Origin of the sequence: Acidiphilium sp. 34-64-41, from assembly GCF_002282635.1 — a bacterium.
Taxonomy (GTDB): Bacteria; Pseudomonadota; Alphaproteobacteria; order Acetobacterales; family Acetobacteraceae; genus Acidiphilium; species Acidiphilium rubrum.
The window spans coordinates 1-13382 of sequence record NZ_NCJX01000071.1 but is presented as its reverse complement, the minus strand read 5'-3'; the positions used below and the strand labels follow the sequence as shown (position 1 = coordinate 13382).

At 64.8% G+C, this 13382-nt stretch carries 14 protein-coding genes; 9 read left to right on the top strand and 5 right to left on the bottom strand.

Translation table 11 applies throughout. The features are described 5' to 3' along the window. Nucleotides 1-364: hypothetical protein (locus B7X49_RS13650; protein WP_286704831.1), on the top strand; the 364-nt coding region annotated here is incomplete at its 5' end. Here B7X49_RS13650 and B7X49_RS13645 read toward each other — a convergent pair. From B7X49_RS13645 to B7X49_RS13635, 3 genes are all read right to left on the bottom strand, one after another. After that, nucleotides 361-1542, bottom strand: coding sequence for a CaiB/BaiF CoA-transferase family protein (locus tag B7X49_RS13645; RefSeq protein ID WP_286704832.1), 1182 nt, complete (start codon nt 1540-1542; stop codon nt 361-363). The genes B7X49_RS13650 and B7X49_RS13645 overlap by 4 nt on opposite strands. Further along, nucleotides 1539-2459, bottom strand: coding sequence for a hydroxymethylglutaryl-CoA lyase (locus B7X49_RS13640; RefSeq protein ID WP_286704833.1), 921 nt, complete (start codon nt 2457-2459; stop codon nt 1539-1541). The genes B7X49_RS13645 and B7X49_RS13640 overlap by 4 nt, the downstream gene beginning before the upstream one ends. Before the next feature lie 103 nt (nt 2460-2562). Further along, nucleotides 2563-4881, bottom strand: coding sequence for a TonB-dependent receptor (locus B7X49_RS13635; protein ID WP_286704834.1), 2319 nt, complete (start codon nt 4879-4881; stop codon nt 2563-2565). A 249-nt stretch (nt 4882-5130) separates the two neighbouring features. On the opposite strand from B7X49_RS13635, the gene B7X49_RS13630 reads away from it, so the two are divergent. From B7X49_RS13630 to B7X49_RS13600, 7 genes are all read left to right on the top strand, one after another. After that, nucleotides 5131-7305, top strand: coding sequence for a Hint domain-containing protein (locus B7X49_RS13630; protein ID WP_286704835.1), 2175 nt, complete (start codon nt 5131-5133; stop codon nt 7303-7305). 164 nt (nt 7306-7469) lie between these two features. Then, entirely contained in the window at nt 7470-8165 is a 696-nt protein-coding gene (gene hisG / locus B7X49_RS13625; RefSeq protein WP_286704836.1) for an ATP phosphoribosyltransferase, read from the top strand. Continuing rightward, nucleotides 8162-9448, top strand: a complete 1287-nt coding sequence (hisD, locus tag B7X49_RS13620) for a histidinol dehydrogenase (protein ID WP_286704837.1) — start codon at nt 8162-8164, stop codon at nt 9446-9448. Before hisG ends, hisD begins: the two co-directional genes overlap by 4 nt. Before the next feature lie 121 nt (nt 9449-9569). Beyond that, complete coding sequence (gene infA, locus B7X49_RS13615) at nt 9570-9788, top strand: translation initiation factor IF-1 (protein WP_029311525.1); 219 nt, start codon at nt 9570-9572, stop codon at nt 9786-9788. After that, nucleotides 9779-10354, top strand: a complete 576-nt coding sequence (locus B7X49_RS13610) for a nucleoside triphosphate pyrophosphatase (protein WP_286704843.1) — start codon at nt 9779-9781, stop codon at nt 10352-10354. The genes infA and B7X49_RS13610 overlap by 10 nt, the downstream gene beginning before the upstream one ends. After that, nucleotides 10351-11211 (top strand): ribonuclease E/G, encoded by an 861-nt coding sequence (locus B7X49_RS13605; RefSeq protein WP_286704838.1) that lies wholly within the window; start codon nt 10351-10353, stop codon nt 11209-11211. Before B7X49_RS13610 ends, B7X49_RS13605 begins: the two co-directional genes overlap by 4 nt. Next, nucleotides 11208-11363 carry a DNA gyrase inhibitor YacG gene (locus B7X49_RS13600; protein WP_286704839.1) on the top strand — a complete coding sequence of 52 codons (156 nt, stop codon included), beginning with the start codon at nt 11208-11210 and terminating at the stop codon, nt 11361-11363. The genes B7X49_RS13605 and B7X49_RS13600 overlap by 4 nt, the downstream gene beginning before the upstream one ends. On the opposite strand, the gene B7X49_RS13595 is transcribed toward B7X49_RS13600, so the two are convergent. Continuing rightward, nucleotides 11318-11902, bottom strand: coding sequence for a TIGR00730 family Rossman fold protein (locus B7X49_RS13595; protein WP_286704840.1), 585 nt, complete (start codon nt 11900-11902; stop codon nt 11318-11320). The genes B7X49_RS13600 and B7X49_RS13595 overlap by 46 nt on opposite strands. Nucleotides 11903-11991: 89 nt before the next feature. On the opposite strand from B7X49_RS13595, the gene B7X49_RS13590 reads away from it, so the two are divergent. Further along, the gene (locus B7X49_RS13590) at nt 11992-12990 is read left to right on the top strand and encodes an Ig-like domain-containing protein (protein WP_286704841.1); all 999 of its coding nucleotides are present in this window, start codon (nt 11992-11994) and stop codon (nt 12988-12990) included. Nucleotides 12991-13185: 195 nt separating this feature from the next. On the opposite strand, the gene B7X49_RS13585 is transcribed toward B7X49_RS13590, so the two are convergent. Continuing rightward, nucleotides 13186-13382, bottom strand: a 197-nt coding sequence (locus B7X49_RS13585) for a hypothetical protein (protein WP_286839763.1), incomplete at its 5' end; no start/stop codon positions are given.

Below are 13382 nucleotides of genomic sequence, written 5' to 3'. Positions count from 1 at the left end.
TCCGCTGGATGTTCTCCACAGATCAGGCAAGAGTGAAGATGGCCAAATCCTACCCCACGCCATCAATCAAGGAGTCGTAATCACTGCGACGGGACACTATGGCCTCAACCTCATGTGGCAAACCACCCGCATGACGCTCGATGCCCAGGCGATCATCGCCCTGCGCCTCGCCAAAATCGCCACCGGCGGTGCCGCCGGCCAGGCGGAGGCGAGCCTGATGGTCAATGAAAAACTCCGCGCGCTCGGTGAAAGCCAGATGATCGCATTGCGCGCCCTCGGCACCGCAGACGGCGGCGCCGGCCGCATCACCCGCCTCTATCAGCGAAAACTCGCCGCGAACCGCAAACGGCTCACCAAAACCTAATCCAGCACGCTCCCGCTCGCACGCATCGCGCTGATGTCCGCTTCGCCGTACCCCAGCTCAAGGAGCACCGCGCGCGTGTCCGCCCCCGGCTGCGGCACGTCGCGCCGCACACCGGGCCGCTGCCCAGCCATGCTGATCGGCAGCCCCGGCAGCCCGACCACGCGGCCATCCGGCAGGCTGACATCCACCAACCCGCCCGAGGCGCGCAGATGCGCATCGTCGAACAATTCCACCGGCCGCGCGATCGGCGCGAACGGCAGGCCCAACCGCTCGCAGCGCGCCGCCAGCTCCGCCTTGGTGAACTGCCCGAACGCGGCGGCGATCACCGGCAGCGTGCGCGGCCGCGCCGCCCGCCGCTCGGCCTGGGTGGTCAGCTCAGGATCGCGCGCCAGCGCATCGAGCCCGAATTCCGTGCACAGCACCTGCCATTGCGTATCGGTCACCACGCCGATGAAAATCTGCCCGGCATCGGCCGTCGCGAAAATATCATAAACCGGCCAGGCGACGTCCCGCGCGCTCATCGGCGGTGGTTCGGTGCCGGTGATCGCCGCCTGCGCCATGTGCTGCGCCATCAGCATCGCGACCGATTCGAACAGGCCCGATTGTACCAACTGCCCCTTGCCAGTCCGCTCGCGTTCGGCCAGCGCGGCCAGGATCGCAACCGCGCCATAGGTGCCGCCCATGATATCGATCACCGACGATCCGGCCCGCAGCGGCTGGCCGACCGGCCCGGTCATGTAGGCAAGCCCGCCCATCATCTGCACCACCTCATCGAGCGCGGTGCGATGCTCATACGGTCCCGGCAGAAACCCTTTCAGCGAACAATAGATCAGCCGCGCATTGGCCGCCGCGCAATCGGCATAGCCCAGGCCGAGCTTGTCGAGCGCGCCCGGCCGGAAATTCTCGGTCAGCACATCCGCCCGCGCGATCAACCGGCGCGCCACCTCAAGCCCCGCGGCCGATTTCAGATCGAGCACGACGCTGCGCTTGTTGCGGCTGGTCATGGTGAAAAACCCGATGCCCGAGCCGGTCAGCCGCCGTGTGTTGTCACCCGCCGGCGTCGGTTCGATCTTCACCACATCGGCGCCGAGATCGGCCAGGATCAACCCGGTGGTCGGCCCCATCACCATATGCGCGAATTCGACCACGCGCAGCCCAGCCAGCGGGGTCGCACTCATGCGGCGCGCTGGAAAATCCGGGGAATGCCGGCCTTGGCCAGCTGTCCGTGCATCGCCTCATCCGGCAGCCCTTGATGCAGCAGCGCGCGGGCCGCGATCAGCCCGTCGAGATCGATGCCGGTGGCAAACCCCATGCTCTCCAGCATGAACACCAGATCCTCGGTCACGATATTGCCCGAAGCCCCCGGCGCGAACGGGCAGCCGCCCAGCCCGGCCAGAGCCGCGTCGAAATCGCGAATCCCGACCTCCAGCCCCGCCAGCGCATTGGCGATGCCGAGCCCCATGGTGTCGTGCAGATGCAGCCCGACCAGCGCCGGCCCGATCTCGGCCCGCACCGCCCGCACCACCGATCGGATCTGCGCCGGATTGGCATAGCCCACGGTATCGGCCAGCCCGATCTGCGACACCCCGTGCGCCGCGAGCGCCGCCGCGATCCGCACCACCTCGGTTTCCGGCACGACACCATCGATCGAGCAGCCAAACGCGGTCGAGCACGCCACTTCCAACTCCACGCCCGGTGCATTGTCACGCAGCCACGCGACGATGCCGCCCACCACCGCAACCTGCTCGTCGGGTGATCGGTTCAAATTCGCCCGCGAATGCCCCGCGCTCACCGAAACCGGCACGCTGACGCGGTGCGCCCCGGCCGCCACCGCCGCCTGCGCGCCACGCAAATTGGGCGCCAGGGCCACCACGGTAAGCCCCGCGATCCCTTTGGCGAAGCGCACCACCGCATCGGTATCGGCCATCTGCGGGATCAGCCTGGCAGGCACGAAACTGCCGACCTCGATTTCCCGTACCCCTGCTGCCGCCAATCCAGCGATCCAGGCGCATTTCGCCTCGGTGGTCATGATGGATTTCGCCATCTGCAACCCGTCGCGCGGGCCGACCTCGCAAACCGTCACTGTTTCCCTCATCGGGCGAGTTTGCCCCCGCCCGGCGAACCAGGCAAGGGCACTCGGAACCCGAAATCCGAACGTTCCGCGTCGCTCCTCTGTGAGAGCGCGGAGGTCGCCCTGTTCAGAACTTCACCGTCACCGTGCCGTAGAACGCGCGCGGCGCACCCGGATTGGCGATGGCGTAGGCGCCGGTCGGCGTGTTGAAATAGCCGCCCGCCGAAATATACTCGGTCGCGTTGTATTTCCGCCCCAGCAGGTTGGTGGCGTAGAAGCTCACATCGACCTCGCCGAGATGCGAGACATACCGGTTAAGGTACGGTGTTTTCAGCGTGATCGAGGCATTCAGCAGATTATACGGCACGATGGCATTATGCGTCGGCGCGCCGATCGCGTTGTTGAACAGATAGCGCTTGCCGACATACTGATCCCACAGATTGGCGCCGATCAGGTTGGCGCCGGCAAACACCTGATACCGCACGCCGATATTGGCGGTATCGCGCGGCGAGGCCGGGTCCGGCAGGTTCTGATACACATTGCCCGAAGGCGCGGTGTAGGTCAGGTAGCGCGCATCCAGATAGCCAAGATTGGCGAACGCCATCCAGTGGAAATTGAAATTCGCCTTCAACGAGGCGTTCACCCCTTGCAGGCGTCCCGAACCGAAGCCGAACGTGGTCTGCGTCGGGTTGTTCGGATTGGCGATGCCGACGGTTTCATCCTCGAGATCGTCGCGGAAATAGTTGATGTCGGCCGATGCGCTGTCGAGCCCGAGGAAGCCGCGCTGGAACATCCGCACGCCGATTTCATAATCGGTGCTCTTGACCGGTTTCAGCGCCGGCAGGTTGATCTGATTATTCGCGAAATTACCGCCGGTCGGGTTCTGATAGGTCACGGCGAAATTGCCGTACAGCGTCGCCCAGGGCAGCACATCGTAGCTCGCCCCGAGCGAGGGCTGCACGCGGTTGAAATCCTTGCTGGTGTTCGGATAGGTATTGAAACCCACCCCCGGCAGGTTGATCGCGGCGATCGGCGATTGATTGACGTAGCGGGTTTCGTAATTGACCAGCTGCACGCCCGGCACGATCCGCAGCCCGGCGATCGGTTCGATCTTGTCCTGCACAAACGCCGCCAGATACAAATTGTTATAGACATCGCGGGTGATCGAGGCCGGGTTCTGCCGCGTCGTGCCCAGATTGGTGTTATACCCGTCGTAAATATCATGCGTATGCGAATTGATGACGTAGGCGCCGTAGCTGATCGTGTTGTATTGCAGCTTGGTATCGAAATCGAGCTTGTCGCCGATCGTATCCGAATAGGGCGCGTAATATTCAGTGTCCTGCGACGAGGCGCCGATGAAGCCATAGTTCAACCGGTAATGGATGACATCGCCATGCCGGTACCAGAACAGATCATGCAGGGTGGTATTGTCGGAAATCCGCTTGGTCAGCTTGGCGTAGCCAATGTAGTCGATGATCTGGTTCTCCTTGAACCAGACATTGTTCGGCAGATCGGCATAGAACCCCGAAGTCTGCTGACTATACAGCGGCGCGTTGGCGTTGAGCCCGCCGAGCGTGACACCCGCCTGCGGTTCGACCGGAATCTGGTTCGGCCGGAACTCGCGGTTGTGGATGTAATAGCCGCCCAGGCTGACGTGCCCGCCATCGAACCGCTTGGTGATCTTGAAATAGACCTGATCGTTGCGCGCCGGCCAGTCATACGACCCCCGGCGGAACGTGTGGTTGAAGGCGTGGTTCAACCCGATCACCCCCTCCCAGCCATCATGCAGCCCGGTCTGCGCCACCAGGCTGTAAACCTGACTGTCGAAACTGCCGTAGGAGGCCGAAGCGGTCACCGATGCCTTGGCGCTCGGCTGCACCGGGATGAAATTCACCGTGCCGCCCAGGCTGTCGAACCAGCGATCGCGCGGATTGCCCGGCCCGTAAATCACATTGACGCCGGCCAGCAGCGAGCCGAACGGGATCTGCACCGAATGGAACCCGGTGCCCTGGATCAGGCTGTTCAGCGGAATGCCGTCGAACAGATTGGTGATGCCGTTGGTTTCGATGTCACCGGGCACCGAATTGAACCCTACCTTGATGCCGCGGATCGAAATGGTCGACCGTGCCGTGCCGGCGCTCGACGAATACCCCGAAATCACCACGCCCGGCAGCGTCGAAATCGCCTGCGTGCCGGAGGCGATCGGTGCCAGCAGATCGATCGTGCTTTTCTTCACCACCGAAACCGATTGCGCCTGCTGCTTCACCGCCTTGCGGGTCAAGACCTGGTTGGCGTAGTTGCCTGGCGCCGCCGCCGTGCCGCTGGCCGAAACGGTTCCGGCATTCACCGCCTGCGCATGCCCCTGCGCCATCACCGCGAGTGCGCTGACCGCACCGAGCAGAGCCGCTCGCACACCGCGTCGTACCGCGAAATCATCATATCCCATCGTCGAGAATCCCTTTTGCATCATGCCGGCGACCGTCTGTAACAGCGGCAGCTTCCGGCGCGGGGCGTAGCCGGAACGGCGTGCCTGCGGTGTTAAACTTCTGCGACCGTTTGACGTCAGTTCCGCGACACCCTGTGCCGGATCAGCCCGCCGACCCAACCAATCCGGCGATCACAATCATTTACAGATCGTATTTTTTCGGACAATTTCGGATGACGCATGGTTAGCGCACCCAGGGAGCCGGATCGGATGACCGCCACCAACCTCAACGACAATCTCACCATGCTGACGACCGATCAGCAGGCGATCATCAATTTCGAGAGCAACGCCAACCCGAACCTCACACCGGCCAACCCGTCGTTCAACACCTATCTGCTCGGCAGCGCTGAAATCCAGACCCCGCAGACGACGCTGCAAGCCGGCACCACCATCACCTATGCGTTTTCGCCGGGCTCTTACACCGCCGCCCAGCAGGCCGACATCGAACAGGCGATGGCCGCGTGGTCCGGCGTCTGCAACGTCACCTGGGTCTATCAACCGAACTATGCGGCGAACCCAACGACCGGGCTTTCGACCACCGCGGACCTCTCGCTGATCAACATGAATAACAACCCGAACGGCGAGTTTGAACAGACGACCCAGTCCGTGCCGACCGGGCAGAGCGGCGTGTATCAATCGACCCAGGAGGAAATCGTCACCGACCTCGGCGGCAGCTACGGCACGCTCGGCGATTACGCGACCGGCGGCTATGGCCAAGGGGCGATCTTGCATGAACTCGGCCACGTGCTCGGCCTGGGTCACACCGGCGCCTATAACGGCGGGGGCGCCGATGCAGCGCAGACCAACGCCTACGATACCCGCGCATGGTCCGTGATGTCCTACGTCGACCCCAATGATCCGGCGGCGAAATACTACGCCCAATCGGCAACGCCCGGCGCCGATTACAACGGCAATGTCGGCACCGGCCCGATGGGGCTCGACATCTATGCGGTGCAGCGCCTGTATGGCGCGCCGACCAGCACCATGTTCGCCGGCGGCCAGGTTTTCGGCTTCAACAGCAATATCACCTATACCACGCCCGCCGGGACCACCGCCGCCGTCGAGATGTATAATTTCGCGGTCAACACCAACCCGATCATCACGCTCTACGACTACGGCGCCGGCAACACGCTCGACCTGTCCGGCTACAGCAGCAACGACACCGTCAACCTCAACCCCGGTTCGTTCAGCAGCGTGAACGGCTATGTCGATAACATCTTCATCGAATACGGCACCGCGATCGACCGGTTGATCGCCGGCAGCGGCAACGATGTCATTGTCGTCAACAGCCAGGCCGACACCATCATCGGCGGCGCCGGCAACGATATCGTCACCTTCGCCGACCCGTTGGCGGACTACAGCTTCACCCGCAGCGGCGGATCGCTCGACGTGACGGGGTTCGGCGTCACCGATACGCTCACCGGCGTCACCACCCTGCAATTCAGCGACCGTTCGGTGCTCGCCGCCAACCTCGCCTGCTTCGCCGCGACTACGCGCATCGCAACGCAAGCCGGGCCCGTCGCGGTCGAACATCTCGCGGTCGGCGATCAGGTCGTGCTCGCCACCGGCGGCAGAATGCCGATCGTCTGGATCGGCCGCCGCGTGATCGATCTCGCGCATCACCCCGCACCGGATCTGGTGCAACCCGTCCGCATCGAACCGGGCGCGCTCGCGGATGGCATCCCGGCGCGGCCGCTGCTGGTCTCGCCCGATCACGCCCTGTTCTGCGCGGGCCATCTGATCCCCGCCAAGGTGCTGATCAACGGCACCACGATCCGCCAGATCGAGCGGGCCCGCATCACCTATTACCATATCGAACTGCCCCGGCACGCCGTGCTGCTCGCCGAAGCCGCACCGGCGGAAAGCTACCTCGACACCGGCAACCGCACTTGCTTTTCGAACGGCAGTGGCCCGATCGCGCTGCACCCGGCCTTCGCCCAACAGCGCCGCGAACAGACCGGCTGCGCCCCCTTCGCCGAGGCGGGCCCGGTGGTCGAGGCGGTGCGGACCGGCCTGCTCGCGCGCGCCGGCATCGTCACCACCGCCGATCCTGGCTTGGCGATCCGCCACACGGGCGGTGCCGCAATCATCGCCAGCCGCAACGCCATCCCCGGCCACCTGACGCCCGACCCGCGCGACCGCCGCCGCCTCGGCGTGAAAATCGCCAGCCTCAGCGTTGGCGGCACACCCATCCCGCTCGATCATCCGGCATTGAGCCAGGGCTGGCACGCGCCCGAACCCGATGGCCGCTGGACCGATGGGAACGCGTGCGTGCCGGCTGAGCTGCTCGCAGGCGGGCGGCTTGAGATGGGCCTGGCCGCTACGGTGGAGTATCCGGTCCTCGATATCAGCCAAGGGATAAGGGGTAGGACTTCTTTTTTGTAAAAAAGAAGCAAAAAACTTTTTCACTCTGGGGCACGGGCGGTTTCACGGGCATGGGCCCAGATGAATGAAGTTTTTTTTGCTTCTTTTTTGTTCACAAAAAAGAAGACTCTCCCCTTCCCTCCCTGCGCTTGAGCTTTCCCCCTGCGGTGTTAAACCGCTCCGCCATGACCGCGCTCACACCCCACCACCCCGCCCCGGATGCGATCAGCACGCCGCTGGTGCTCGCCCTGCCCAAGGGCCGCATCCTGGCCGAATGCGCCCCGCTGCTGACCCGCGCCGGCATCGTGCCGGAAGCTGACTACACCGATGAAAACAGCCGGCGCCTGCGGTTTCATACCAGCGCGCCGGATCTCGATGTCATCCGCGTCCGCAGTTTCGATGTCGCCACCTTCGTCGCCTTTGGCGCCGCGGATATCGGCATCTGCGGCGGCGATGTGCTGATGGAGTTCGACTATCCGGAAATCTACGCCCCGCTCGATCTCGGCATCGGCGCCTGCCGCATCGCTGTCGCCGAACCGGCCGATGAAGCCGGCACCACCGATTTCACCCGGCTGTCGCGCGTCCGGGTCGCCAGCAAATATCCCAACACGACGCGCCGGCATTTCGCCGCTCGGGGCATCCAGGCCGAAATCGTCGCACTCAACGGCGCGATGGAACTCGCCCCCGGGCTTGGCCTGTCGCGCCTGATCGTCGATCTGGTGCAGACCGGCTCGACCCTGGTGGCCAACGGCCTGGTCGAGACCGAGGTGATCGCCCATGTCACCTCGCGCCTGATCGTTAACCGCACCGCGTTGAAAACCCGCCCGGAAGCCATTTCCGGTTGGATCGCCCGGTTCCGCGCCGCGCTCGCCGCGCCATGATCAACCGGCTCACGACCATCGATGCGGGGTTCGATACCAAGCTCGACGCCCTGATCGCGGACCGCGCCAGCGCGACCGATGTTGCCGCCCCGGTCGCGGCCATCATCGCCCGCGTCCGCGCCGAGGGCGATGCCGCCCTGATCGACCTGACCACGCGGTTCGACCGGTTTACGCTCACCAGCGCAACCCTGCGGGTGAGCACCGCCGAGATCGACGCCGCGGTGGATGCCCTGCCGCAAGCCCAGCGCGCCGCGATCGATCTGGCCGCGACCCGCATCGAAGCCTTCCACCGCGCCCAGCGCCCGGCCGATTTTACCTTCACCGATGCCGAAGGGATCACGCTCGGCCTGCGCTGGGGGCCGCTCGATGCCGTCGGCCTCTACGTGCCGGGCGGCAAGGCCAGCTATCCGTCGTCGGTGTTGATGAATGCCATCCCCGCCCGCGTCGCCGGGGTTGCCCGTATCGCGATGGTGGTGCCGACGCCGGATGGCGTGATGAACCCGCTGGTTCTGGCCGCCGCGCGCCGGGCCGGGGTGAGCGAGATTTACCGGATCGGCGGGGCTCAGGCGGTGGCGGCGCTGGCCTATGGCACCGCGACCATCGCGCCGGTCGATCGCATCGTCGGCCCGGGCAACGCCTTCGTGGCCGAGGCCAAGCGCCAGGTGTTCGGCCGGGTCGGGATCGATTCGATCGCCGGTCCTTCGGAGGTGCTGATCATCGCCGATGCCGATAACGATGCCCATCATATCGCGCTCGACCTGATCGCCCAGGCGGAACACGCGGAAGACAGCCAGTCCATCCTGGTCACCGACAGCGCCGATCTGGCCGACGCGGTGGCCGCGGCGATCGGTGCCGCGCTGCAAACCCTGCCGCGCGCCGTGATCGCCGCGGCATCGCTGGCATCGCACGGCGCGATCGTTCTGGTGCGCGACCGCGCCGAAGCCGTGGCACTGACCAATCGGATCGCGCCGGAGCATCTGCAGATCATGACGGCGGACCCGGTGGGCGATTTCGCTGAAATCCGCCATGCCGGATCGGTGTTCCTCGGCCGGTATGCGCCGACAGCGATCGGCGATTACGCGGCCGGACCCAACCATGTCCTGCCGACTGCCGGTACCGCGCGGTTTTCCTCGGGGCTTTCGGTGTTCGATTTCCTCAAGCGGACCAGCACGACATCGCTCACCCGCGCCGGGCTCGCCGCGATCGGGCCGGCGGCTGCGATCCTGGCGGAGGCCGAGAATCTGGCGGGTCATGGCAGGTCGATCATCGACCGGATCGGTTAACGAACGGCTTGGTTTTTTCCAAAAAGGTGGCGCTTGCCTGCCAAGCCCGCCGCAAACCTTGACCTCGCGGCCCTCACGGCTCATGTGAGGCCCGCACGTAACGACCTTATATCGAGGATAGATGTCGAAAGAAGACATGATCGAGTTCAGCGGCACGGTCGCTGAACTGCTGCCCAACGCCATGTTCCGCGTCAAGCTGGACAATGAGCACGTCATTTTGGCGCATACCAGCGGAAAGATGCGCAAGAACCGTATTCGCGTCCTGGCCGGCGACCGGGTCAATGTCGAGATGACGCCCTACGACCTGACCAAGGGCCGGATCACGTTCCGATTCAAGTAACGCGCCTGATCCTCGGCTCGTCGAGCCCGCGCCGGCGCGACCTGCTGGCCCAGATCGGCATTATTCCGGACGCGATCGTCAGCCCTGAAATCGATGAGACGCCGCTGCGCGATGAAGCGCCACGGGCGCTTGCCGCGCGGCTTGCCCGCGCCAAGCTTGCGGCGGTGGCGCACGAAGGCGCCTTCATCATCGCGGCGGATACCGTGCTCGGGCTCGGCAGCCGCGTTTTGCCGAAGGCCGAGACCGAGGCGGAGGCCCGCGCCTGTCTCACCCGCCTCGCCGGACGGCGGCACAAGGTTTATTCCGCCGTTGCGATCCGTGCGCCGGATGGGCGCGTCGTATCCCGCACCGTTGCGACGGTGGTATCGTTCGCGCGGATCGAGCCGGCCGCGATCGAGGATTACCTTGCGAGCGGCGAGTGGCAGGGCAAGGCCGGGGGCTATGCGATCCAGGGGCGGGCGGCGGGGTTTGTGGATTTTCTGTCCGGCTCCTATTCCGGCGTGGTCGGGCTGCCGCTGCATGAGACGTTGAACCTGCTGCGCGGGCTGGGCTGGCGGGCGGCATGATCCTCGCGGCGCTGCGGGCGGGCGTGGTGCATCTGGCTCTGCTCGAAGACATGATACTGGCCGATTATACGATCTGGCGGCCTGACGCGCCGGATGGCGTGGGCGATCGCTATACCGGGCGGATCACCGCGCGGGCCCATGCGCTCGGCGGGGTGTTCGTCGATCTCGGTGACGTGGTCGGGTTTCTGCCGGACAGTGCGGGTGGCAAGGCGCGGGGCGAGGGGGATCTGCTCGATGTGCGGATCACCCGTGCGGCGCAGGGCGGCAAGGGGCCGCGGCTGGCGCTGGCGGGCGGTGAGGCCGGCGGCAAGGTAGGGCTCCGCGCGCGGGGAATTGGCCCGATCGGGGATTTCCGGGCGCGGCAGCCTGATGCGCCGATTTTGGCGGAGAGTTTCGAATTGGTGGCCCGGTTGCGGGCGGATTTTGACCGGGTCGAACACCGGGCGGATTGTTTTGCGCCAATCGAGGATGAGGTGGCGGCGCTGGCCGAGCCTATCGCGGCGCTGCCGCACGGGGCGCGGGCGATTTTCAGCCCGACGCCGGCGCTCACCGCGATCGACATCGATGGCGGGGCGGCGAGCGGCGAGCGGGGCGAGAAATCGGCAGCGCAGGGGCGGCTCAATCGCGCGATCATCCCGGCGCTGGCCCGCCAGATCCGGCTGCGCAATCTGGGTGGGGCGATCCTGATCGATTTTGCCGGGATGAAGGCGAGCGCGCGGCCGAGCCTGGCACCTGATCTGAGCGCGGCGCTGGCGCGCGACCCGTTGAAACCGCGGCTGCTCGGCTTTACGTCACTGGGCTTTGCGGAAGTGCTGCGCCCGCGCATCCGCCCGCCTTTGCATGAGATTCTGCCATGACAGCCAAGCCCTGCCCGATCTGCAAAAAACCCAGCGTTCCCGAACAGGCGCCGTTCTGCTCGCGGCGGTGCCGCGAGGTCGATCTCGGGCGGTGGTTCGGCGAGGATTACAAGGTTTCGACCGAGGAACCGGCATCCGACGAGGGCGAGTAGGCTGCGAGCCGGGCGAGGGTTGCCGGCACGTCCGCCACGATTTCGAACAGGTCGCGGGCTGAGGGTTTTGCGAAGCCGGCGGTGATCACGGCATCGAGCAGGCCGGCCACTTGCGTTGCCCAGCCGAGGATGTCGACCAGGATGATCGGCTTGGCGTGGCGTTCGAGTTGTTTCCAGGTGAGGATTTCCATCAGCTCGTCGAGCGTGCCGAGGCCGCCGGGCAGCACCACGAAGGCATCGGCCCGGGCGAACATGCGGCGTTTGCGGGTGTGCATCGAATCGGTGACGATCAATTCCGACAGGCCGGGGAACTCGACCTCGCGGGCGCGGAGGAAATCGGGGATGATGCCGGTGACATGGCCACCCGCGCCGCGTGCGGCGCCGGCGACCGCGCCCATCAGGCCGACATTGCCGCCGCCGAACACCAGTTTCATGCCGTGCTGGGCGATGCCTTCACCCAGGGCGCGGGCCGCCGCGAGATAATCGGGTGCTGCGCCGGGGGATGATCCGCAAAATACCGTGACCGAAATGTGACTCATATTCCAGAATTGCCTCATGAACCTATCGAGAAGCCCAACTTCGTGGCAGGGTAATCAAATCGAAGCAAGTTATTGGCAAAGTCATTTTCATGGCACTCGACGCACAACACACGGACGGCGATAAATCGGCTCGGCCCGCGGTTCCGGGGTGGGTCGCGCCTGCCGCGATCGGGGGGCTGGGGGTGGCGGCGCTGCTCGGCCTTGTGTTCCTGGGCGGCAAGCAGCAGTTCGAGCCGACCAAGCCGATTGCGCCCGCGGCGCAGACCACGGTGAGTACGCCGGCGAAACCGAGCCGTCCGAGTTTTGACACCGTGCGGGTCGATGCCGGGGGCAATGCGGTGATTGCGGGCCATGCGACGCCTGGCGCGACCGTGACGATTACCGCCAATGGCAAGACGATCGGCACGGCCAAGGCGGATAAGACGGGCAGTTTTGCGTTCGTGACCTCGGTGCCGTTGCCCGCCGGGGGGCAACAACTGGCCTTGTCCGAAACATCGAAAGACGGTCAGATACTGGCGAGCGCGCGTGGTGTGACCGTTTCGGTACCGGACGCGCCGAACGAAGGGGCGCTTGCCGTGCTCAGCGGCACCGGCAAGACACCCTCGCAGGTGCTGAGCGGGCAAGGCCCCAAACCGGGGACGCTGGGCCTTGGTTCGGTTGATTATGACGGTTCGGGCAAAGCTGTCATGGCCGGGACCGCCAAACCGGGTGCGACGGTGTCGCTGTTTATCGGGCATACCAAACTTGGCACCGCCGTTGCTGACCAGAAGGGCCGGTGGACGATGCAGACCAGCCACCTGCCTGCCAAGCCCGGGACGTTTCGCCTGGAGTCGACCGCGCCGGACGGCAAAAGCGTTCAGACGATGCAGACCGCCTTCGCCCCGCATAAAGTCGGCAGTATCATGCCCGGCGAGGTGGTGATTGCGCGCGGGCAGTGCCTCTGGCTGATTGCGCGCAAACTCTACGGGCATGGCATGGACTACTCGCTGATTTACCGCGCCAATGAGTCGAGCATCCATGATCCGAACCTGATCTATCCGGGTCAGCATTTTACACTGCCGAAGACTTCGACTGAGACGGCTGGCTGAGCGGGGTTGAGGAAGGCTTCTTTTTTGTAAAAAAGAAGCAAAAAACTTTCTGACTCTGGGGCACGGGCGTTTCCACCGGCACGAACCCAAATTACCAAAGTTTTTTTTGCTTCTTTTTTGTTCACAAAAAAGAAGTGCTTCCCTTGTCTTTTTGTGCTTTTAATTACGATATCGTAACGATTTGGGCGTGCGAAATCACGGCCCTTTGCGCCACATTTTTTTGACGTTGAAGGACGGCACGAAGGGCTGGTGCCAGGGTGGTACGGGCGGTGGGGGCGGGCCGAGGATTTCGTGGAGTTGTTCTGGCGTGAAGTCGATGCTGCCGTCGGGGTTGATTTTGTATTGGTCCATGAAGCTGGGCTGGCGCTTTGGTTTGCGGATGCGCTTGGGCC

Bases quoted from the DNA above. Each gene is read 5' to 3' on its own strand.
- B7X49_RS13645 (WP_286704832.1), bottom strand. From the start codon at position 1,542: ATGAGTGCGACCCCGCTGGCTGGGCTGCGCGTGGTCGAATTCGCGCAT.
- B7X49_RS13640 (WP_286704833.1), bottom strand. From the start codon at position 2,459: ATGAGGGAAACAGTGACGGTTTGCGAGGTCGGCCCGCGCGACGGGTTG.
- B7X49_RS13635 (WP_286704834.1), bottom strand. From the start codon at position 4,881: ATGGGATATGATGATTTCGCGGTACGACGCGGTGTGCGAGCGGCTCTG.
- B7X49_RS13630 (WP_286704835.1), top strand. From the start codon at position 5,131: ATGACCGCCACCAACCTCAACGACAATCTCACCATGCTGACGACCGAT.
- hisG (WP_286704836.1), top strand. From the start codon at position 7,470: ATGACCGCGCTCACACCCCACCACCCCGCCCCGGATGCGATCAGCACG.
- hisD (WP_286704837.1), top strand. From the start codon at position 8,162: ATGATCAACCGGCTCACGACCATCGATGCGGGGTTCGATACCAAGCTC.
- infA (WP_029311525.1), top strand. From the start codon at position 9,570: ATGTCGAAAGAAGACATGATCGAGTTCAGCGGCACGGTCGCTGAACTG.
- B7X49_RS13605 (WP_286704838.1), top strand. From the start codon at position 10,351: ATGATCCTCGCGGCGCTGCGGGCGGGCGTGGTGCATCTGGCTCTGCTC.
- B7X49_RS13600 (WP_286704839.1), top strand. From the start codon at position 11,208: ATGACAGCCAAGCCCTGCCCGATCTGCAAAAAACCCAGCGTTCCCGAA.
- B7X49_RS13595 (WP_286704840.1), bottom strand. From the start codon at position 11,902: ATGAGTCACATTTCGGTCACGGTATTTTGCGGATCATCCCCCGGCGCA.
- B7X49_RS13590 (WP_286704841.1), top strand. From the start codon at position 11,992: ATGGCACTCGACGCACAACACACGGACGGCGATAAATCGGCTCGGCCC.